The sequence below is a fragment of the Streptomyces sp. JLSY215 genome (genome assembly GCF_059682825.1).
This window is the reverse complement of the sequence record NZ_CM185022.1, coordinates 6,192,644-6,212,893: the sequence shown is the minus strand read 5'-3', so window position 1 is coordinate 6,212,893 and position 20,250 is coordinate 6,192,644. Positions and strand designations below refer to the sequence as shown.

The window sequence follows — 20,250 nt, the reverse complement described above, 5'->3', positions numbered from 1 at the left end:
CTCCTCACGATCCTCGGGTACGGCCGGGGAAACGGCCTCGGGAAAGACTTCTGACCCCGTCCGGGGCGGCCGGGCCGCCCTGGACGGGGTCAGAAGAGGTGATTCAGTGTGCCGACGACTCGGTGTCGCCGGAAGCCGGAACCGCATCGGGCCGCGCGGCGGCAGCCGCTTCGGTGGAGCCGGCGGGATCCTGCGACGCATCGTCGCCGGAGGCCGCCTCCTTGGCCTTGGCCGCTTCGTCCGCGGCGGCGCGAATGGCACGCCACGCGGATTCGGCCGCCTGCTGCTCGGCTTCCTTCTTGCTGCGGCCGGTGCCGGTGCCGTACGAGACACCACCGACGCGGGCGGCAGCAGTGAAGGTCTTCTCGTGGTCCGGGCCGGTCTCGGAGACCAGGTATTCCGGGACGCCGAGGCCTTCGGTCGCGGTGAGTTCCTGGAGGCTGGTCTTCCAGTCCAGGCCCGCTCCCAGGCTGGAGGACTTCTCGATGAGCGGGTCGAAGAGCCGGTGCACCAGCTCGCCGGCCGCGTCGAGGCCCTGGTCGAGATAGACGGCGCCGATCACCGCTTCGAGGGTGTCGGCGAGGATGGAGGCCTTGTCCCGGCCGCCCGTGCCCTCTTCGCCCCGGCCGAGGCGGATGAAGGCGCCGAGGTCGAGGCCGCGGCCCACCTCGGCAAGTGCACGCGAGTTGACCACCGCGGCCCGCAGTTTGGCCAGCTGGCCTTCGGGCAGGTCGGGGTGGATGCGGTACAGCGTGTCGGTGACCACCAGACCGAGCACCGAGTCCCCGAGGAACTCGAGCCGCTCGTTGGTGGGCAGACCGCCGTTCTCGTATGCGTACGAGCGGTGCGTCAGCGCGCGCACCAGAAGGGCGGACTCGAGCTTGTACCCGAGCCGCCCTTCCAGAAGCGTGTGGGACGAGGCTGTGTCCGCCGGATTTTCATCCCCGCGCTTGCGGGGCGACGGATTGGCGTCTTCCGCCTTCTTGGCGCTGGACACGTTGCCTGTCACCAGCCGCTCAGACCTCGAGGACCTGGCGCTTGTTGTAGGTGCCGCAGCTGGGGCACGCGATGTGCTGCTGCTTCGGCTCGTGGCAGCGCTCGCACGCCACCAGGGTGGGGACCGCAGCCTTCCACTGCGACCGGCGGTGGCGCGTGTTGCTGCGCGACATCTTCCGCTTCGGAACAGCCACGGCTACTTCTCCTGAGGTTCATCCCCGCCGTTGCGGGGAACGTTGTCCTTCTCGTCGTCCTGGTTGGTCCCGACGAGTCCCTGCAGTGCCGCCCAACGTGCGTCGACGGCGTCATGGTGGTGGTCCGGGTCGTCCGCGAGCCGCGCTCCGCAATCGGAGCACAGACCCGGGCAGTCGTCCTGGCACACCGGCTGCAGCGGCAGTGTGAGCACCACCGCATCCCGCAGCACGGGTTCGAGGTCGAACAGGTCGTCCTCGATGAAGAAGGTGTCTTCCTCGTCCTCGGCGTCGTCGCCGGACTCCGCGGGGCGGCTCCGGTCATCGGCGTCGGGGTAGGAGAACATCTCCTGGAAGTCCGCGTCGAGCTCTCGCTCCAGCGGCTCCAGACACCTTACGCACTCCCCCTTCACGGCCGCACGGGAGGTGCCTGTGACAAGCACCCCGTCCATGACCGACTCCAGGCGGAGGTCGAGCTCCATCGGGGCACCCTCGGGCACTCCGATGACCTCATTGCCGAGGTCCCGGGGGGCCTCGACGGTGCGGGAGAGCCGCTTGAGCGTGCCGGGACGACGCCCCAGCTCGCGTGTATCGAACACGAGCGGGGAACGGTGGTCGAGGCGGGCGTTGATGGCTTCCTGCTTTCTGTACTGCGCTACGAGCCGCCCGATACCGGCTGGAAATGCGGGCAGCAGTGATCGCGGACGTAGACGCGACCGAACAGCCAGGATACTGGACGGGCCCCGTTAGGCCCAATCCGCTTCCGGCCGCTCCCGGGCCGGCTACTGGCGCCGCTGTTCGTACTGCTCTTCGTACTGCCGGATCTGGTCCATGTTGATCATGCTGGTGTCGAAGAGGCTGGTCTCGTCCAGCGCCCCGGCCTGGGCATTCGGGTCGTGGGGGGCCTGCTGGGGCTGCGGCGGCTGGAGGTAGGCGTTCGGGTCGTAGCCCTGCTGCTGGGCCTGCTGCTGCCAGTCGTAGCCGTACGGATCCTGGCCGTGCTGGGCGTAGGGCACCTGCTGCGGCTGCTGATAGCCGTAGGCGTCCTGCTGCTGGTAGGCCGCCGGGTCCACGTAATAGCCCTGCTGGAGCTGATCCTGGGGCTGGAGCTGTTCCTGAGGCTGGGGCGGGGCCTGGGGCTGCGGCGGGACCTGGGGCGCAGCCTGGGGCGGCTGCGGGTCCTGGCCGGCGCCGATGCCCGCGAGCTCGGCGAGATACTCGGCGTCCGCCTGCACCTGGCCGCCCTGGGGGTCGCCCGCCGTCGCCAGATGCACCGCGAGCTCATCGATCGCTTGCGCGCCCTGGAGCTTGTCGCGGCCGCGGCCGACCGCCTCCAGCGTCTTGGTCAGGACGGCCTGGAAGGCGCCGAACTTGGCGTCCACATAGGCGTCGGCACGCTGTTTGAGGGTCTCCGGGTCGGCGCTGCGCTCGGGGGCCTCGGCATCCGCATAGCCCTGCTCGTCCAGCCCCGGCCCGCGGCCGAGCAGCTTCTCGCGGCCGCGGTCGACCGAGCCGATGGTCTTGGTGAGGACGACCTCGAAGTTGGCGAGCTTGGAGTCGACGTAGTCGTCGGCCTCGGCGCGGATCTCCTCGGCCTCGCGGCGGGCCTCGGCCAGAATCCGGTCGGCCTCGTCCTGGGACTGCCGGGCCACCTCGGTGTCGGAGATCAGCGACTCGCGCTGGGCGTGCGCGGACTCGATGATCCGCTCCGCCTCGGCCCGCGCCTCCTCGACCATCTGCTCGCGCCCGCCGAGCAGCTCCTGCGCCTGGGCGAGGGAGCCGGGCAGGGCCGCCCGGACCTCCTCGAGCAGGGCGAGCAGCTCGGCGCGGTTGACCACGCACGAGGCCGACATGGGCACGGACCGGGCGCTGCCGATGGCCCCGACGATGTCGTCGAGCTTCTTCTGCACGTCCACCTTGGACTCGCCACTCTCTGAAGGGTTGGAACGAGGGAACGGGACGACTGTACGACCACGGGGCCCCGGCCCGACACCTACTGACGCTTCGTCAGGCCGGCAGCCGGCGGACGGGCGGCGCGGCGGGTCACCGCTTCTTGCGCAGGCGCTCGGTCAGGGCGTCGAGGACGAAGGCCGGGACCAGATGGGAGACATCGCCGCCCCAGGCCGCCACCTCCTTGACGAGGCTGGAGGAAAGGAAGCTGTAGGTGGGGTTGGTGGGGACGAAAAGGGTCTCCACGCCGGACAGCCCGTTGTTCATCTGGGCCATCTGCAGCTCGTAGTCGAAATCGCTGACGGCGCGCAGGCCCTTGACGATGGCGGGGATGTCGCGCTGCTTGCAGAAGTCGACGAGCAGGCCGTGGAAGGACTCGACCTCGACATTGCCGTATTCGGCGGTGGCCCGGCGGATCAGGTCGATCCGCTCGTCGACGGTGAACAGGCCCTGCTTCGACTGATTGATCATCACGGCGACGTGGACGACGTCGTACAGCTTGGAGGCACGGGCGATGATGTCCAGGTGCCCGTTGGTGATGGGGTCGAACGACCCCGGACAGACGGCGCGGCGCAACTTCGTCTCCTCGCTCTGCGGTCCGGTGCTCTGCGGTCCGGTCATGACACGCTTGTTGACGTCGATTCGGCGGACGTCGAAGCGGCGCGACCGTACCAAAGCGTGGCCTCGCCGTAACGACGGGCCTTGATCGCTTCAAAGCCCTCCGGCCAGGGGAACGTGCCGCTTCTCGTGCTGCGTTCCACGGTGACGAGTGCCTCCTCCGCAAGCCACCCCTGACCACGGAGTGTGAGCAGGATCTCGCGAAGATCCGCGTCGGTGGCGGCGTAGGGCGGGTCCAGGAAGACGATGTCGTACGGGTCGCCCGGGGCCGAGGTCGCGACGGTCTGCTCGGCCTTGCCGGTGCGCAGTTCGACGCCGGGGAGGCCGACGGCGCGGATGTTCTCGCGGATGGTGCGGGCGGCGCGGGTGTCGGCCTCGACCAGCAGGACGTGCGCGGCGCCCCGGGAGAGCGCCTCCAGGCCGACCGCGCCGGAGCCACCGTAGAGGTCGAGGACCCGGGCGCCGCTCAGGGGGCCGTCGAGCGACTCCCAGGTGGAGAACAGGCCCTCGCGCGCCCGGTCGGAGGTCGGGCGGGTGCCGTTTCCCGGTGGTACGGCCAGGCGGCGGCCGCCGGCCGAACCGGCGATCACGCGGGTCATGGGCCCGTCCTTACGTGGGTGGGGTGGTGGGAGGTGGGGAGTGCGTGGGGTGGAGGTGACACAGGCGGAGCCGGGTGGGCTCCGCTCCCACGATATTCGGTCGTCGGGCGGCCGGCGCCGGGCGGCGGCCCTCCGCGTCGTACGGGACGGGTGATCGATCTCACCCCTGTCTCACCCCCGTCTCGTCCCTGTCTCGTCCCTGTCGCGTCCCTGTCTCATCCCTTGTCCAGATACTGCTCGCGTTCGTCGTCCAGCAGGGCCGACAGCGCGATCCGCAGCTCGGGGTAGCCGGCCAGCTCGGGATCGGCGGTGACGACGGCGGTGGCTTCCTCCCGGGCGGCCGCGATGACCTCCTCGTCCTCGATGACGGCGAGCATCCGCAGCGAGGAGCGGACGCCGGACTGGGCCTGTCCCAGGACGTCACCCTCGCGGCGCTGTTCGAGGTCGATCCGGGAGAGTTCGAAGCCGTCGAGGGTGCCGGCGACGGCCGCCAACCTGGCGCGGGCCGGGCTGGCCTCGGGCATCTCGCTGACCAGCAGGCACAGGCCGGGGGCGGAGCCGCGGCCCACCCGGCCGCGCAGCTGGTGCAGCTGGGAGACGCCGAAGCGGTCCGCGTCCATGATCACCATGGCAGTGGCGTTGGGGACGTTCACGCCGACCTCGATGACGGTCGTCGCCACCAGGACGTCCAGCTCGCCGGCCGCGAACTTCCGCATCACCTCGTCCTTGTCGTCCGGGGCCATCCGGCCGTGCAGCACCGCCACCCGCAGGCCGGCCAGCGGCCCCTCGGTGAGCTGCCCGGCGATGTCCAGCACCGCCAGCGGCGGCCGCTTCTCCTCGATGTCCTCCGGCGAACCCTCCTGGGGTCCGTCGCCCTTGGCGCCCTTCTTCGCGGCCTTGGGCGCGTCCTCCTCGTCGCCGATCCGCGGGCAGACCACATAGGCCTGATGGCCTGACGCCACCTCTTCGCGGACCCGCTCCCAGGCACGCGCCAGGAAGTGCGGCTTGTCCTTGGCGGGCACGACATGGCTGGCGATCGGCGAGCGCCCGGCGGGGAGTTGGTCCAGTACGGAGGTCTCCAGATCGCCGAAGACGGTCATGGCGACCGTGCGGGGAATGGGCGTGGCCGTCATCACCAGCAGGTGGGGCGGTTGTTTGCCCTTGCCGCGCAGGGCGTCGCGCTGCTCGACGCCGAAGCGGTGCTGTTCGTCGACGACGACCAGGCCCAGGTCGTGGAACTGCACCTTGTCCTCGATCAGCGCATGTGTGCCGATGACGATGCCGGCCTCGCCGGTGACCAGGTCGAGCAGCGCCTGGCGGCGGGCCGCGGCGCCCATGGAGCCGGTCAGCAGGACGACTTTGGTGCCCTGTTCGGCGCCGCCGAGCATGCCGCCCTCGGCCAGCTCCCCCATCATCTCGGTGACGGAGCGGTGGTGCTGCTGGGCGAGGACCTCGGTGGGCGCGAGCATCGCGGCCTGGCCGCCGCTGTCGACCACACCGAGCATGGCGCGCAGCGCCACCATGGTGTTGTGGGTGACCGTGAAGTGGTCGGTCACATAGGCGTGGGAGGGGTGGGCGACGCTGATGCACTGGACGGGTTTGCGGCCGACGTGCTCGATGGCCTCGATGGTGCGGCGGAAGCCCGCCGTGTCCCCGGGGCTCGGACGGCCCCGCTCGGCCTCCTCGGCCTCTTCGCGGAACGGCGGCCAGGCGTCCGGCAGCGCCATGTGCACGTGGTGCGCGCCGTCCCGTACGGGGACGATCCGGGCGCGGCCGCCCAGGGAGCGCACCAGCCATGCGAGGTCCTCGGCGAGCGGGGCGGGGGCCGCCCGGAACACCGCCGCGCCCCCCGCGGGCGCTCCCCCGGCGTCCATCAGGCCCTGCAGCACGGCCAGCCGGTCCTTGAGCGGTGCGTTGCGGTAGGCGGCCGGTACCCGGTCCCCGGCCCGGCCGTCGCCGCCGTCCGCCAGCCCCCGGCCCAGCAGGTACGGGTCGAGCGGCCGGTCCTCGCCGCCGTCGAGGTCGACCGGGGTGGCCGGCGGGACGGTCCACTTGGGCCGGCCGTCGGCGCCCAGCAGATCGGCCCGTAGCTCGCGGGTGGTCAGCACCCGCTCCTCCGTGCCGCGGGAGCGGACGATCCACAGGTGCTCGTCATCGCATTCGACGGCGCTGCCGTCGGAGAACACCAGCCGCCACACCTCCCGCTCCCCCTGCGGGAAGACCCCGTCCACCACGGCGCGCTCACCGGACGGCACCACGACCTCGGTGCCGACGGCCATCTCCCCCATGGGCCGGAAGCCGCGGGGCGTCAGCACCAGGGCGTCCAGCGGCTGCGCCTTGCCGGAGCCCACCTCGCCCTGGAGGAGGCGGTGCATGGGGTGGCTGGTGGCCAGGTCGTCGAAGATCTCCCGGCTGACCTTCTGCTGGCCGTCGGTGAGGGTGAAGGGCAGCTTGGCGTCGAAGGCGTCGAGGAGGCCGCCCTCGGTCACCGCGCGGGGTACGGCGGGGAGTTGGGTCTCGGCCAGCCGCCGCCGGGCGAGCGCCACCTGGAGGACGAAGGCCTCGTCCCACTTGAGGCGGGCGCGCGCGTCGGCGATATCGGCCTTGGTGCCGGGCCGGTGGATCTTCAGCAGCGCCTCGGTGAGGGGGATCAGATCGCGGCCCGCGCGCAGCGCCTCCGGCAGCGGGTCGAGGGCGTCCTGCGCGCTGGGCAGCACCGCGTCCACCGCCTTGGCGATCTTCCAGGAGGCCATCTGCTGGCAGGCCGGGTAGATCGGCATCAGCTGATGGGCGAAGGCGTCGACGGCGCCGTTGTCGCCGTCCTTGTCGAGGAGCTCGTATTCGGGGTGCGCGAGCTGGAGTTTGCGGTTGAAGACGGAGACCTTGCCGGCGAACATCGCGCGGCGGCCGGGCAGCAGCTCCTTGTGGGGTTTGTGGAGGCCCTTGCCGAAGAAGACCAGCTGGAGGCGGCCGCTGCCGTCGGTGAGCGTGACCTCCAGCCGCTGCCCCCTGCCGGCGTTGAATTTGAGCACGCGGGCGTCCGCGACCTGGGCGACGACCGTGACGTGTTCGTCCAGCGGCAGATCCGCGAGGCGGGTCAGCTCACCGCGCTCGGCGTAGCGCCGGGGGTAGTGGTGCAACAGGTCGCCGACCGTATGCAGGTCGAGATGCTCGGCGAGCACCTTCGCGGTGCTGCCACCGAGGATTTTCTTCAGAGGTTCGTCGAGCGCTGCCACGCTTCACATTGCACACCACGGCACTGACAACGAGCCACCACCGGCCCTTTCCGCGCCGTGGCGGGGCGTATCGCCGTTCGACTCGCTATTCGACGCCGATGAGCAGCGGTGCCGCGTGCTGCCCGCCTTCGTAGACGACGGTGTCGACGGCCAGATGGCGTTCGCGGACATGCCGTTCGAGCCGGTCCGCGAGGGAATCGGGGACGTCGGCGCCGAGTACGAGGGTGACCATTTCGCCGCCCGCGGAGAGCATCCGGTCCAGCACCGTCGTCGCGGTGGCGGTCAGATCGGAGCCGATCACCGCGACATCGCCGTCGATCAGCCCGAGGATGTCGCCGGCCTGGCAGACGCCGGCCATCGTCCACGACTGCCGCTCGGCGACGGCCAGCTCGGCGTAGCGGGTGGCGCCGGCGGCGGCGGTCATCGCGACGACGTCCTCGTCGAAGCTGCGCCCCGGCTCGTGCACGGCCAGCGCCGCGATGCCCTGGACGGCGGAGCGGGTGGGGATCAGGGCGACCCGTACGCCTTCGGTGCGGGCCTGTTCGGCGGCGGCCGCGGCGGTGTGCCGCAGTTCGGGGTCGTTGGGCAGCAGCATCACTTCGCGGGCATGTGCCTGGCGGATCGCCTGGACCAGTTCGCCGCTGGCGGGGGGTTCGCCGGGGCGTACCGAGACCGCGGTCGCGCCGGCCTCGGTGCAGAGCCCGGCGAGCCCGGCGCCCGGCACCACGGCGACGACGGCCCGCGCCGCCATTTCGGGCTCCTTGGTGCGGGTGGTGCCGCCGAAGTGGGTGATGCGGATCCGGTACGGGCGGCCGGCTTCGATGCCGGCCTCCACGGCGGCGCCCGCGTCGTCGACGTGGACATGGACGTTCCACAGGCCGTCGCCGCCGACCACCACGAGGGAGTCGCCCAGCCCGTCGAGCCGGGTGCGCAGCCGTGCCACGGCGGAGTCGTCGGCCTCCAGGAGGTAGATCACCTCGAAGGCGGGTCCGTCTCCGTCGCTGTCGGCGCAGCCCTCGGCGCCGGTTGCCGCGCGGCCGCCGGCCTCGGGGAGCGGTGCGTCGGCCCGTACGGTGACGGGCGCTACGGAGACCTCGCCGGACAGGGCGTCGGCGAGCGCGCCGAGCAGGGCGACCAGGCCGCAGCCGCCGGCGTCCACCACGCCCGCGCGGCCGAGCACCGCGAGCTGGCCGGGGGTGGCCTTGAGGGCGCTGCGGGCGCCGTCGTGGGCGGCCCGTGCGATGTGGGCGGCGTCTCCGGTGGCGCGGTCCGCGGCGTCGGCGGCGGCGGTCGCCACGGTCAGGACCGTGCCCTCCACCGGGTGTGCGACGGCCTCGTACGTCGATGCGGCGGCGCGGCGCAGCGCCCGGCGCAGCGCGTCGGCGGGGCCGTCGGTGCCGCCGTCCGGCTCGTCCCCCGAGGCCAGGACCTCCGTCATCCCGCGCAGCAGCTGCGCGAGGATGGTGCCGGAGTTGCCGCGGGCTCCGATGAGGGCGCCGTGGGCCATGGCGCCGATGGCGTCGGCGAGGCGGGGTGTGGTCCCGGTGGAGGCGTGGCCGTCGAAGGCTGCCTCGACGGCGCGGGTGGCGGATTCGAGGGTCAGGTAGAGGTTGGTGCCGGTGTCGCCGTCGGCCACCGGGTAGACGTTGATCGCGTCGATGCGCTCGCGCTCCCGGCCGAGCGCCTCCAGGGCCAGCCCGCACCAGGCGCGGACCGCGGCGGCGTCGAGCGGGTAGGGCACTGCGGCCTCCTGGTACTCCTGGATCGCGGGGATGCACCGCACAGTAGCCGCGCTCCGGCGGGGAGGCCGGGGCGGGGCCCCGGGGCTGCGTGATAGTTTCGTTCTACGGGAGCGGTCGTTGTATGCTGCTCCGGTTGCCCGATGAAAATCGGGCCATTCCTCTCCTGACGGTGCCGGTCGGGTAATGCACTCGGCTCGTCAGGATTTCACCGTAAGTGCATCTGAAGTCTTTGGAGTGACCCGTGGCTGCCAACTGCGACGTCTGCGGCAAGGGGCCGGGCTTCGGCAAGAGTGTCTCGCACTCGCATCGCCGTACCAACCGTCGTTGGAACCCCAACATCCAGACGGTGCGTGCAGTGATCGGGCGCACGCCGAAGAAGCTGAACGCCTGCACCTCGTGCATCAAGGCCGGCAAGGTCTCGCGCTGACGTCTATGCCGTAGCGCAGCCCAGCCGGTTGCTTGTGAAGCCGGTCCACCGTCATGGTGGGCCGGCTTTCGCCATTCCCGGGGGCGGGCTGCCGTGCCCGGGGCCGGGGGCTGCCGCGCCCGGCCCCGTCGGTCAGGTCCTGAGACCTGCCTGCGACCTGCCTAAGACCGCTCCGAAGCCCGCAGACGCCAGCCGTGGTCAACGGGGCCGATGCCCGTGCCCAGCCGGAAGCCGGCCGCGATGGCGCCGTTGACGTAGTCCTTCGCGGCGGCGGCCGCCTGCGGGACGGTGTCCCCCTTGGCGAGCTGTGCGGCGATCGCGCTGGCGAGGGTACAGCCGGTGCCGTGGGTGTGGCGGTTGTCGTGGCGGGGGGCGCGCAGCCAGTGTTCCTCGGTGCCGTCGGTGAGCAGATCGACGGCTTCCTCGGCGTCGGCCGCCAGGTGGCCGCCCTTGATGAGGGCCCAGCGCGGCCCGAAGCCGAGGATCGCGGCGGCGGCCCGCCGCATATCGGCCTCTTCCCGGACGTGTACGCCGGTGAGCTGGGCGACCTCGTCCAGGTTGGGGGTGGCGACGGTGGCGGTCGGCAGCAGCTTGGTGCGGACCGCGTCGAGGGCGGTGGTGGCGAGCAGCGGGTCACCGTGCTTGGAGACGCCGACGGGGTCGACGACGACCGGGACGCGCAGGTCCGCGAGGAGCTCCGCGACGGTCTCGACGAGTTCGGCCGAGGAGAGCATGCCGGTTTTGACGGCCTGGACGCCGATGTCGTCGACGACGCTGCGGAACTGGGCGCGCACGGCCTCGGCGGGCAGTTCCCAGGCGCCCTGTACACCCAGCGAGTTCTGGGCGGTGACGGCGGTGAGCACGCTCATGCCGTGGGTGCCGAGCGCCAGCATCGTCTTGAGGTCGGCCTGGATGCCCGCACCGCCGCCGGAGTCGGATCCGGCGACGGTCAGGACGCGTGGCGGTATCTGCGGAAGGCTCTGCCGGGGGCTCTGCGTACGGCTCTGCATACCGCCGAATCTACTCGCCCTCCCGTCACCCGACCTCCACCCCCAGAGGACGCCGCTGCGCGCCGGCCCATTCCCCGTCACCCGACCTCCACCCCCGGAAGAAGCCGCGACGCGCCGACCCCCTCTACTCGTTGTCCCCGAAGTGGTCCCAGCCGGCCTTCGCCCAGGGGGCGCCGTCGACCGTGACCTGGGGCAGTGCGGAGGGGTGGAGCACCTCGCCGATGACCTTCCACCGGGCGGGCAGTTTCACGTCCGGGGGGAAGGTGGCGACGATGGCGTGGTCCTCGCCGCCGTTGAGGACCCACTGCATCGGGTCGACGCCGACGGCGGTGCCGATGTCGGACATCTGCGAGGGGATGTCGATGGCCGCGGAGCGCAGGTCGATGCGGACGTTGCTGGCGTCGGCGATGTGCCCGAGGTCGGCGACGAGTCCGTCGCTGACGTCGGTCATGGCGGTGGCGCCGAGTCCGGCGGCCGCCGGGCCGGCGTGGTAGGGCGGTTCGGGCCGGCGGTGGGCCTCGACGAAGGCGCGCGGTGAGCGGAAGCCGCGGGAGAGGACGGCGTGGCCCGCGGCGGACCAGCCGAGCCAGCCGGTCACCGCGACCACGTCGCCGGGCTGGGCGCCGCCACGGGTGACCGGCTCCGCGTTGCGCAGATCGCCGAGGGCGGTGATGGCGACGGTGATGATCTCGCCGCGTACGACGTCGCCGCCGACGACCGCGGCACCGGCCACCTGGCATTCGTCGCGCAGGCCGTCCATCAGCTCGGTCGCCCAGGTCGCGGGGAGTTCCGCGGGGACGACCAGGCCGAGCAGGATCGCGGTGGGCACGGCGCCCATGGCGGCGATGTCGGCGAGGTTCTGTGCGGCGGCCTTGCGGCCGACGTCGTAGGCCGTGGACCAGTCACGGCGGAAGTGCCTGCCCTCCAGGAGGACGTCGGTGCTGGCCACCACCCTCCGGTCGGGCGCGGTGACCACCGCGGCGTCGTCGCCCGGCCCGATGCGTACGGCCGGGGTGGAGGTGAGCCGGGCTGTCAGCTCCTTGATCAGCCCGAATTCCCCCAGCTCGCCCACGGTGCCCTTCATGCTGTTGCCCTTCCCCTGCGTACGGACGGTCCGTACTTGGCTGACGACTGCGCCGCACTTGCCGCTTTCACCGCGCGGGTCTCCCCGCTCCGCACGGTGACGCGGTACCGTGGCGTCCCTTCTTCCCACATGATCCCGGTAGCCGCCCTGGAGGTCCCGTGGTACAGGCATACATCCTGATCCAGACCGAGGTCGGCAAGGCCTCGGCCGTGGCCGAGGTGATTGCGAAGATCCCCGGCGTACTGCAGGCCGAGGACGTCACCGGACCCTATGACGTGATCGTGCGGGCGCAGGCCGACACCGTGGATGAACTGGGCCGCATGGTGGTCGCCAAGGTCCAGCAAGTGGAGGGCATCACGCGTACCCTCACCTGCCCGGTGGTCCATCTCTAGCTCCCCCGTATGCTCGGCCGGGTGATATCTGTGCGCCGCCGGTACCTGGCCCTGCCGGTGCTGACCTTGCTGTTCGCGGCGGTGGGCTGTTCCTCGTCGGACGTCGCGGTGCCTTCCCCGCGGGGCGAGGCGGTACGGCATTGCCGGGCGCTCCACAAGGCGTTGCCGGAGACCGTGGACGGCCAAAAGCGCGGCGATGCGCAGCCGGACTCCGATTTCACCGCCGTCTGGGGCGATCCCGCCGTTCAACTGCGCTGTGGGGTGCCGAAGCCGGATGTGCTGACGTACGGGAGTGAACATTACAACCCCAACGCGGACGCGGCGGTGGTCGACGGCGTCCAGTGGCTCTTCGAGAAGCGGGACGACGGCTACCGCTTCACGACCGTGCTGCGCAAGGCCTATGTCGAGGTGACCGTGCCCGGGACGTACGCCCCCGAGGTCGATGTGCTCACCGACCTCGCGGGCGCCGTCAAGAAGGCCGTTCCGGAGGGCGTCTAGTCCCGCTCAGCGCAGTCCCGTGGAACGGGTCAGCGCCGCCTGGAGCAGCCGGTCGATCAGCTCCGGGTAGCTCACACCGCTCTCCTGCCACATCCGCGGGTACATGGAGATGGGCGTGAAGCCGGGCAGCGTGTTGATCTCGTTGATCACGAACTCGCCGTTGTCCTGCAGGAAGAAGTCGGCCCGCACCAGGCCTTCGCAGGACGCCGCCTCGAACGCCTCGACGGCCAGCTTCTGGACCTCTGCGGTCTGCTCGGGGGTCAGCGGCGCCGGGACGATGCCGTCGGCCGAGTCGATGTACTTGGCCTCGAAGTCGTAGAAGTCGTGGGCCGTGACCGGCGGGATCTCGGCCGGGACGCTGGCGCGCGGGCCGTCCTCGAACTCCAGGACCCCGCACTCGATCTCGCGGCCGGTCAGCAGCGCCTCGACGATGACCTTGGGGTCGTGGCGGCGAGCCTCCTCGATGGCCTCGTCCAGGCCCGCGAGGTCGTTGACCTTGGTGATGCCGATGGACGAGCCGGCCCGTGCGGGCTTCACGAACAGCGGCCAGCCGTGTTCGCCGGCGAAGTCCACGATCTTCTTGCGGGCGGCCGCGGGGTCGTTGTCCCACTCGCGGGGGCGGATGACCTCGTAGGGGCCGACCGGCAGCCCGAAGGAGGTGAACACCCGCTTCATGTAGTCCTTGTCCTGGCCGACGGCGGAGGCGAGGACGCCCGAGCCGACGTAGGGGACGCCGGAGAGCTCCAGCAGGCCCTGGAGGGTGCCGTCCTCGCCGTACGGGCCGTGCAGCACCGGGAAGACGACGTCGACCTCGCCGAGCGCCTTGGGCACCGAGCCGGGCTCGGTGTAGACGATCTCGCGGTTGGTCGGGTCGACCGGAAGCACGACCCCGCCCTCGGGGGACTCGGCGAGCGCGGCCACGGTGGGCAGCTGCCGGTCGGCGATGGCCATCCGCTCGGGGTCGTCGGCGGTCAGCGCCCAGCGCCCGTCGGTGGTGATCCCGATGGGCAGCACGTCGTACTTCTCGCGGTCGATGGCGCGCATGACGGCGCCGGCGGTGACAACGGAGATGCCGTGCTCGGAGCTGCGACCGCCGAAGACGACGGCGACGCGGGGCTTGTGGGAGGAGGTCTGGCTGCTCATAACGCGTTGAGAGTACCTGCTGAGGGGGCGCACGTCAGCGCTGAAGCGCCGGGTGTGTGTACGAGCGCAACCGACAACGGCTCCCGCCCCGGCCCACCACGCCGCGGGTTACCGTTCCGGCTTCGCGGTGCGCGACATCAGTTCCTTGAGGGCGACCATCGGCGGCTTGCCTTCGTGGACGATGTCCACGACCGTCTCGGTCAGGGGCATGTCGACGCCGTGCCGGTGCGCGAGATCGAGCACGGACTCGCAGGACTTGACGCCCTCGGCGGTCTGTTTGGTGACCGCGATGGTCTCCTCGAGCGTCATGCCGCGGCCGAGGTTGGTGCCGAAGGTGTTGTTGCGCGACAGCGGCGAGGAACAGGTGGCGACGAGGTCGCCCATGCCGGCCAGGCCCGCGAAGGTGTGCGCGTCGGCGCCCATGGCGAGGCCGAGCCGGGTGGTCTCGGCCAGGCCCCGGGTGATCAGGGAGGCCTTGGCGTTGTCGCCCAGGCCCATTCCGGTGGCGATGCCGACGGCGAGCGCGATGACGTTCTTGACCGCGCCGCCCAGTTCACAGCCGACCACGTCGGTGTTGGTGTACGGGCGGAAGTACGAGGTGTGGCAGGCGGTCTGCAGCCGCTGGGCGACCGCTTCGTCGGCGCAGGCCACGACCGCCGCGGCGGGCTGGCGGGCGGCGATCTCCTTGGCGAGGTTGGGGCCGGTGAGCACCGCGACGCGTTCCGCGGGGACCTTGGCGACCTCCTCGATGACCTCGCTCATGCGCTTGGCGGTGCCCAGTTCGACGCCCTTCATCAGGGAGACCAGGACCGTGTCGGCGGGCAGCAGGGGCGCCCATTCGGCGAGGTTGGCGCGCAGCGTCTGCGAGGGGACGGCCAGGACGGTGAAGTCCGCGCCGCGGGCCGCTTCCGCCGGGTCGGTGGTGGCCCGTACGGACGGCGGGAGGGTGACCCCGGGCAGGTAGTCGGGGTTGGTGCGGCCGCTGTTGATGGCGTCGACGACGGCCGCGCGGCGCCCCCACAGGGTCACCTCGCATCCCGCGTCGGCGAGCACCATCGCGAATGCGGTGCCCCAGGACCCCGTGCCGTAGACGGCGCAGCGCGTCACTTGCCTTCATCCTCCTGTGCCTGCTGGGTGCTTCCCGCCCGCTCAGTGGCGTCGACGGCCCCGCCGCAGCCAGGCTCCATGAGGGCACTCGCGGCGGCCTTGGCGGCCTCGCGGGCGGCGCGGCGCTCGCGGGCGATGGCCTTGCGGTAGTCGTACGGTTCGGCGGGCGCGGGCTCGCCGCGGAGCAGGGCCAGCTGCTCGGTGATGGCGGCCATGATGGTCTCGGTGACGGCGCGCAGTACCTCGGCGGTGGGCTCCTGGCCGTAGTACTCGCTCAGGTCGACCGGCGGTCCCGCCTTGACCTTCAGCGTCTTGCGGGGGAAGAGCTGGAGCTTGTTCTCCTTGGCGTACGGCGGCATGGCCGCATTCGCACCCCACTGGGCGACGGGAATGACGGGCGCCTTGGTCAGCAACGCGACGCGGGCGGCACCGGTCTTGCCCTGCATGGGCCACATCTCGGGGTCCCGGGTGAGGGTGCCTTCGGGATAGAAGGCGACGCATTCGCCCTTGTCGATGGCGGCGACCGCGGCACGGAACGCGGTGGCCGCGTCGGTGGTTTCCCGGTAGACGGGGATCTGGCCGGTGCCGCGCATCATCAGACCGACAAAGCCGCTCTTGAAGAGCCCGGACTTGGCGAGGAATCGCGGGACCCGTCCGGTGTTGTACTGATAGTGCGCATAGGAGAGCGGATCAAGATACGAGTTGTGGTTGACGGCGGTGATAAATCCGCCGTCGGCCGGAATGTGCTCCATTCCCTGCCAGTCCCGCTTGAACAGAACCAAGAGCGGCGGTTTGCAGATGACCGCGGCCAAGCGGTACCAGAAGCCGATTCTGCGGCGGGACACTTGGACACCCTCCTTGTGGGACCTGCGAAGCTGCGCCGGGCCGGCAGCCGCACAAGTGTCGCTCCGGGTACCCGCTATGTCGAGAACACCGTAACCCCGCCGCTGTCGAACGGCGGCGAGTGCGGGTGAGAATGACGTCGATGCGAAGAGACGGAGGGGATGTGGACTGGAGCCTGGTGGTGCCACTGAAACCGCTGGTACGGGCCAAAAGCAGGCTCTCGCAGGCGGCCGGTGAACACTTCCGGCCCCACTTGGCGCTCGCTTTCGCCCTGGACACCGTGACCGCGGCGCTGGCCTGCACCAATGTGCGCGATGTGGCGGTTGTCACGGACGATGCGCAGGCCGGAGAGCGTCTGGCGGCCCTGGGGGCGCGCATCGTGCCCGACACTCCGGCCCGTGGGCTCAACGCCGCGCTGGCACACGGCGCGGCCGCGGTACGCGCGCGTCGGCCCGGTGCGCCGGTGGCGGCGCTGAACGCCGACCTTCCGGCGTTGCGTCCGGCCGAGCTGGAACTGGTGCTCCATTCCGCCGCGCTATTTCCTCGCGCATTTCTCGCGGATGCGGCGGAAATCGGGACAACACTTCTCGCCGCGAGTTCCGGAGTGGAATTGGCACCCGCATTCGGCGGCGCTTCCCGGGCGCGTCACCTGGCGTCCGGAGCGCGGGAGATCACCGCACCGCAGGTGCCGTCGGTACGCCGTGACGTGGACACCGGTGAGGATCTGCGGGCGGCGCTGGCGCTGGGCGTGGGCCCGCATACGGCGCGCCAGGTGCCGCGGCTGGCGCTCGGCGCCCCGGCAGGCACCAAGGGGCCGCCGACCGGGCTCAGAGCGTTTGGAGGGTGATCAGCACGATCCTGCGGTCGTCGCCCTGACCGGCTCCGGAACCGCTTCCCGTGCCCTCCGCGAGCTCGATGCGTACCCGCTGGCCGGGCCGCAGCAGCCGCAGGCCGCCGGCGTCGAAGGCCGCCGCGTCGAAGGGCAGCGGGGTGCCGTCGTCCAGCAGCACGCTGCCGGAGCGGGTGTCGTCGTCGTAGGTGTACGCGGTGGCCTGCATGGCAGAAAGCCTAGTTCAGGGCCCTGGGCGCCAACGCACCGCGGGCCGGGCTCCCCGAAGGGAGACCGGCCCGACGCTCGGCGTCGCCGCTGCTTCACCGCTTGCGGGCGGTGGCCTTCTTGGCGGTGGTCTTGCGCGCCGTGGCCTTCTTGGCGGGCGCCTTCTTCGCCGTGGCCTTCTTGGCGGGGGCGGTCTTCTTGGCGGTGGCCTTCTTGGCGGTGGCCTTCTTCGCCGTGGTCGTCTTCTTGGCGGCGGCCTTCGTCGCGGTGGCCTTCTTCGCCGTCGTCGTCTTCTTGGCGGTGGCCTTCTTCGCGGCGGTGGTCTTCTTCACCGCGGCCTTCTTCGCCGTCACCTTCTTGGCGGCAGCCTTCTTGGCGGTGGCCTTCTTCGCGGCCGCCTTCTTGATGGCGGCGCCGCCGGTAAGGCTGCCCTTGGGGGCCTTCTTGACGGAGACCTCGCCGCCCTTGGGGAGCTTCTTCGAGCCGCTCACCAGGTCCTTGAAGCCCTGACCGGCGCGGAATCGCGGCACCGAGGTCTTCTTGACCCGCACGCGCTCGCCGGTCTGCGGGTTGCGGGCATAGCGGGCCGGCCGGTCGACCTTCTCGAACGAGCCGAATCCGGTGACCGAAACACGGTCGCCGCCGACAACTGCGCGGACGATTGCGTCCAGTACCGCGTCAACCGCGTCCGCGGCGTTCTGGCGGCCGCCGAGCTTGTCGGCAATGGCTTCTACGAGCTGCGCCTTGTTCACGTCTTCCCCTTCGGAGACATTGCTGGAACGAAAGTTTCCAAGCTTTTTCGCACGTTAGGCAGATACATACCGCAAATCAAACACGAAACGGGCTAATCACCCTTGTGCCGCAACAAACTCGACCTTCACGGACTTCCGTCGCGGTGCGCATCTTCGGGATAACGACCTTCATCGAGGTCTTCCATGAACCACTCCAGACGCCTTGCCGCGTCCGCAAGATCGTGTTTAGCCGCGGCCGTGATGACTAGCAGCTTCCGGGTCAGCGCCATCCGTACGCCCTCCGGGACTTGCAGTGTCCGCACTCTTGCGTGTGCGTCCTTGAGTCGGTCGGCGACGAAACCGTAGAGCTCGAGTTGGCCGTCGCGTTCCATGCGCTAATTGTGCCATCTGCGGCGAGTTGTCGCTTCACGGGGCCTCAACAGCGGCCCCGACAAGCCGAAGCGCCCCCTGCCAACTGCACAGGGGGCGCATCGTACGCAATAACGCTTTGAGCCAAAAACCCGAGGTCAGACCTCGAGGGTACGCGGTTTGAACGACGGGCGATTCGCCTCGTACGTCACGATGGAGGACTCCTCCCGAAGGGTGAGGCTGATGTCATCCAGCCCCTCCAGCAGCCGCCAACGGGCGTTCTCGTCCAGCTCGAAGTCGGCAGCCACCCGCGTTCCGTCGAGTCCTTCGGCCCGCACCTGCCGGGCGACCAGGTCGACCGTCACCTCGGCGGTGGGGTCGGCCTCCGCCAGCTTCTGCAGCCGGTCCACGGTCTCCTGCGGCAGGACCACCGTCAGCAGGCCGTTCTTGAGGGAGTTGCCGCGGAAGATGTCCGCGAACCGCGAGGAGATGACGGCCTTGAAGCCGTAGTTCTGCAGCGCCCAGACGGCGTGCTCGCGCGAGGAGCCGGTGCCGAAGTCGGGGCCGGCCACCAGGACGGTGGCGCCCTGGTAGGCCGCCTGGTTGAGGACGAACTCCGGGTCCTTGCGCCAGGCCTCGAACAGCCCGTCCTCGAAGCCGTCGCGGGTGACCTTCTTCAGCCAGTGGGCCGGGATGATCTGGTCGGTGTCGACGTTGCTGCGGCGCAGCGGGACGGCCCGGCCGGTGTGGGTGGTGAAAGCTTCCATGGTTCAGACTCCCGCGGGCGTGGCGACGGCTGCGTCGGACAGGTCGGCCGGTGAGGCCAGATGGCCGAGAACCGCCGTTGCGGCGGCCACCTGCGGCGAGACCAGGTGGGTGCGGCCGCCCTTGCCCTGGCGGCCCTCGAAATTCCGGTTGGAGGTGGACGCGGAGCGCTCACCGGGCGCCAGCTGGTCGGGGTTCATGCCCAGACACATCGAGCAGCCCGCGTGCCGCCATTCGGCCCCCGCCGCGGTGAAAACCTTGTCCAGACCCTCGGCAACGGCCTCCAGGGCGACACGGACCGAACCGGGCACGATCAGCACCCGTACGCCCTCGGCGACCTTGCGGCCCTCGAGGATGGCCGCGGCCGAGCGCAGGTCCTCGATACGGCCATTGGTGCACGAACCTACGAAGACGGTGTCCACGGTGATCTCGCGCAGCGGCTGACCGGCGGTCAACCCCATGTATTCCAGGGCCTTTTCGGCGGCCAGGCGCTCCGAGGCGTCCTCGTACGAAGCAGGGTCGGGGACGCTCGCCGAAAGCGGCGCACCCTGGCCCGGGTTGGTGCCCCAGGTGACGAACGGCGACAGCGCGGCGGCGTCGATGTGCACCTCGGCGTCGAAGACCGCGTCCTCGTCGGTGCGCAGCGTCTTCCAGTAGGCGACCGCGGCGTCCCAGTCCTCGCCCTTGGGGGCGTGGTCGCGGCCCTGGAGATAGTCGAAGGTGGTCTGGTCGGGGGCGATCATGCCCGCCCGCGCACCGGCCTCGATCGACATGTTGCAGATGGTCATCCGGGATTCCATCGACAGCTTCTCGATGGCCGAACCGCGGTATTCCAGGACATAGCCCTGGCCACCGCCAGTGCCGATCTTGGCGATGATCGCCAGGATCAGGTCCTTGGCCGTGACCCCCTCGGGCAGCTCGCCGTCGACGGTGATCGCCATCGTCTTGAACGGGGCCAGCGGCAGCGTCTGGGTGGCCAGGACGTGCTCGACCTGGCTGGTGCCGATGCCGAATGCCAGGGCGCCGAAGGCTCCGTGGGTGGAGGTGTGGCTGTCACCGCAGACCACGGTGGTACCGGGCTGGGTCAGTCCCAACTGCGGTCCCACAACGTGGACAACGCCCTGCTCGACATCGCCCAGCGGGTGCAGCCGGACGCCGAACTCCGCACAGTTCTTGCGCAGCGTCTCCAGCTGGGTGCGCGAGACCGGGTCGGCGATCGGCTTGTCGATGTCGAGGGTCGGGGTGTTGTGATCCTCGGTGGCGATGGTCAGGTCCGTACGGCGCACCTGGCGGCCGGCCTTGCGGAGACCGTCGAACGCCTGCGGGCTGGTGACCTCGTGCAGCAGGTGCAGATCGATGAAGAGGAGGTCGGGCTCGCCTTCCGCGCGCCGGACGACATGGTCGTCCCAGACCTTCTCCGCGAGTGTCCGTCCCATCGCTTTCCCTCCGGCCGGCCGCTGTGCCGGCCTTACTCGTCTGTGCGCGGATGCCC

General features: G+C 70.8%; 22 protein-coding genes. 4 read left to right on the top strand and 18 right to left on the bottom strand.

What is annotated here, in order from left to right; translation table 11 throughout:
- Window positions 1–103: 103 nt before the first annotated feature.
- The 8 genes from rnc to AC5677_RS27765 form a co-directional block, all read right to left on the bottom strand.
- Window positions 104–997 (bottom strand): ribonuclease III, encoded by an 894-nt coding sequence (gene rnc / locus AC5677_RS27800; protein ID WP_497196782.1) that lies wholly within the window; start codon window positions 995–997, stop codon window positions 104–106.
- 19 nt (window positions 998–1,016) lie between these two features.
- Window positions 1,017–1,190 carry a 50S ribosomal protein L32 gene (rpmF, locus tag AC5677_RS27795; protein WP_003951102.1) on the bottom strand — a complete coding sequence of 58 codons (174 nt, stop codon included), beginning with the start codon at window positions 1,188–1,190 and terminating at the stop codon, window positions 1,017–1,019.
- 2 nt (window positions 1,191–1,192) lie between these two features.
- Entirely contained in the window at window positions 1,193–1,786 is a 594-nt protein-coding gene (locus tag AC5677_RS27790; protein ID WP_497190646.1) for a YceD family protein, read from the bottom strand.
- Between the two features lie 183 nt (window positions 1,787–1,969).
- On the bottom strand, window positions 1,970–3,103 hold the full coding sequence (locus AC5677_RS27785) for a F0F1 ATP synthase subunit B (protein WP_497190645.1): 1,134 nt from the start codon (window positions 3,101–3,103) through the stop codon (window positions 1,970–1,972).
- 127 nt (window positions 3,104–3,230) lie between these two features.
- Window positions 3,231–3,758, bottom strand: a complete 528-nt coding sequence (gene coaD, locus AC5677_RS27780) for a pantetheine-phosphate adenylyltransferase (protein ID WP_497190644.1) — start codon at window positions 3,756–3,758, stop codon at window positions 3,231–3,233.
- Entirely contained in the window at window positions 3,755–4,354 is a 600-nt protein-coding gene (gene rsmD, locus AC5677_RS27775; protein WP_497190643.1) for a 16S rRNA (guanine(966)-N(2))-methyltransferase RsmD, read from the bottom strand. Before rsmD ends, coaD begins: the two co-directional genes overlap by 4 nt.
- Window positions 4,355–4,569: 215 nt before the next feature.
- Complete coding sequence (locus AC5677_RS27770) at window positions 4,570–7,590, bottom strand: helicase-related protein (protein ID WP_497190642.1); 3,021 nt, start codon at window positions 7,588–7,590, stop codon at window positions 4,570–4,572.
- 85 nt (window positions 7,591–7,675) lie between these two features.
- Complete coding sequence (locus AC5677_RS27765; protein WP_497190641.1) at window positions 7,676–9,331, bottom strand: DAK2 domain-containing protein; 1,656 nt, start codon at window positions 9,329–9,331, stop codon at window positions 7,676–7,678.
- A gap of 242 nt (window positions 9,332–9,573) precedes the next feature.
- Between AC5677_RS27765 and rpmB the strand changes: the two genes are divergently transcribed.
- On the top strand, window positions 9,574–9,759 hold the full coding sequence (gene rpmB, locus AC5677_RS27760; RefSeq protein WP_006602870.1) for a 50S ribosomal protein L28: 186 nt from the start codon (window positions 9,574–9,576) through the stop codon (window positions 9,757–9,759).
- 161 nt (window positions 9,760–9,920) lie between these two features.
- Here the strand turns inward: rpmB and thiD are convergent, their stop codons facing one another.
- Both thiD and AC5677_RS27750 read right to left on the bottom strand, forming a co-directional pair.
- Entirely contained in the window at window positions 9,921–10,769 is an 849-nt protein-coding gene (thiD, locus tag AC5677_RS27755) for a bifunctional hydroxymethylpyrimidine kinase/phosphomethylpyrimidine kinase (RefSeq protein WP_497190640.1), read from the bottom strand.
- 124 nt (window positions 10,770–10,893) lie between these two features.
- Window positions 10,894–11,853, bottom strand: coding sequence for a thiamine-phosphate kinase (locus AC5677_RS27750; RefSeq protein ID WP_497190639.1), 960 nt, complete (start codon window positions 11,851–11,853; stop codon window positions 10,894–10,896).
- Window positions 11,854–12,011: 158 nt separating this feature from the next.
- Here AC5677_RS27750 and AC5677_RS27745 point away from each other — a divergent pair, with 158 nt between their 5' ends.
- Entirely contained in the window at window positions 12,012–12,245 is a 234-nt protein-coding gene (locus tag AC5677_RS27745; RefSeq protein WP_046925812.1) for an Lrp/AsnC family transcriptional regulator, read from the top strand.
- Window positions 12,246–12,254: 9 nt separating this feature from the next.
- Entirely contained in the window at window positions 12,255–12,743 is a 489-nt protein-coding gene (locus tag AC5677_RS27740; RefSeq protein WP_497190638.1) for a DUF3515 domain-containing protein, read from the top strand.
- Between the two features lie 6 nt (window positions 12,744–12,749).
- On the opposite strand, the gene AC5677_RS27735 is transcribed toward AC5677_RS27740, so the two are convergent.
- The 3 genes from AC5677_RS27735 to AC5677_RS27725 all read right to left on the bottom strand — a co-directional run bounded on the left by AC5677_RS27735 (window position 12,750) and on the right by AC5677_RS27725 (window position 15,838).
- The gene (locus tag AC5677_RS27735; protein ID WP_497190637.1) at window positions 12,750–13,886 is read right to left on the bottom strand and encodes a D-alanine--D-alanine ligase family protein; all 1,137 of its coding nucleotides are present in this window, start codon (window positions 13,884–13,886) and stop codon (window positions 12,750–12,752) included.
- A gap of 108 nt (window positions 13,887–13,994) precedes the next feature.
- Window positions 13,995–14,993, bottom strand: a complete 999-nt coding sequence (locus AC5677_RS27730) for an NAD(P)H-dependent glycerol-3-phosphate dehydrogenase (RefSeq protein WP_497190636.1) — start codon at window positions 14,991–14,993, stop codon at window positions 13,995–13,997.
- Window positions 14,990–15,838 (bottom strand): lysophospholipid acyltransferase family protein, encoded by an 849-nt coding sequence (locus AC5677_RS27725; RefSeq protein WP_497190635.1) that lies wholly within the window; start codon window positions 15,836–15,838, stop codon window positions 14,990–14,992. The genes AC5677_RS27730 and AC5677_RS27725 overlap by 4 nt, the downstream gene beginning before the upstream one ends.
- A 140-nt stretch (window positions 15,839–15,978) precedes the next feature.
- Here AC5677_RS27725 and cofC point away from each other — a divergent pair, with 140 nt between their 5' ends.
- Window positions 15,979–16,683, top strand: a complete 705-nt coding sequence (gene cofC, locus AC5677_RS27720) for a 2-phospho-L-lactate guanylyltransferase (protein WP_497190634.1) — start codon at window positions 15,979–15,981, stop codon at window positions 16,681–16,683.
- Here cofC and AC5677_RS27715 read toward each other — a convergent pair.
- From AC5677_RS27715 to leuC, 5 genes are all read right to left on the bottom strand, one after another.
- Window positions 16,664–16,894 (bottom strand): hypothetical protein, encoded by a 231-nt coding sequence (locus AC5677_RS27715; RefSeq protein ID WP_497190633.1) that lies wholly within the window; start codon window positions 16,892–16,894, stop codon window positions 16,664–16,666. The two genes, cofC and AC5677_RS27715, sit on opposite strands and share 20 nt — an antisense overlap.
- 94 nt (window positions 16,895–16,988) lie before the next feature.
- Window positions 16,989–17,645: an HU family DNA-binding protein gene (locus tag AC5677_RS27710; protein ID WP_497190632.1), complete on the bottom strand. Its 657-nt coding sequence runs from the start codon at window positions 17,643–17,645 to the stop codon at window positions 16,989–16,991.
- 125 nt (window positions 17,646–17,770) lie between these two features.
- Window positions 17,771–18,016 (bottom strand): SCO5555 family protein, encoded by a 246-nt coding sequence (locus tag AC5677_RS27705; RefSeq protein WP_362706758.1) that lies wholly within the window; start codon window positions 18,014–18,016, stop codon window positions 17,771–17,773.
- A gap of 135 nt (window positions 18,017–18,151) precedes the next feature.
- Complete coding sequence (gene leuD / locus AC5677_RS27700; RefSeq protein WP_497190631.1) at window positions 18,152–18,760, bottom strand: 3-isopropylmalate dehydratase small subunit; 609 nt, start codon at window positions 18,758–18,760, stop codon at window positions 18,152–18,154.
- Between the two features lie 3 nt (window positions 18,761–18,763).
- Window positions 18,764–20,194: a 3-isopropylmalate dehydratase large subunit gene (gene leuC, locus AC5677_RS27695; RefSeq protein WP_497190630.1), complete on the bottom strand. Its 1,431-nt coding sequence runs from the start codon at window positions 20,192–20,194 to the stop codon at window positions 18,764–18,766.
- Between the last annotated feature and the right edge of the window lie 56 nt (window positions 20,195–20,250).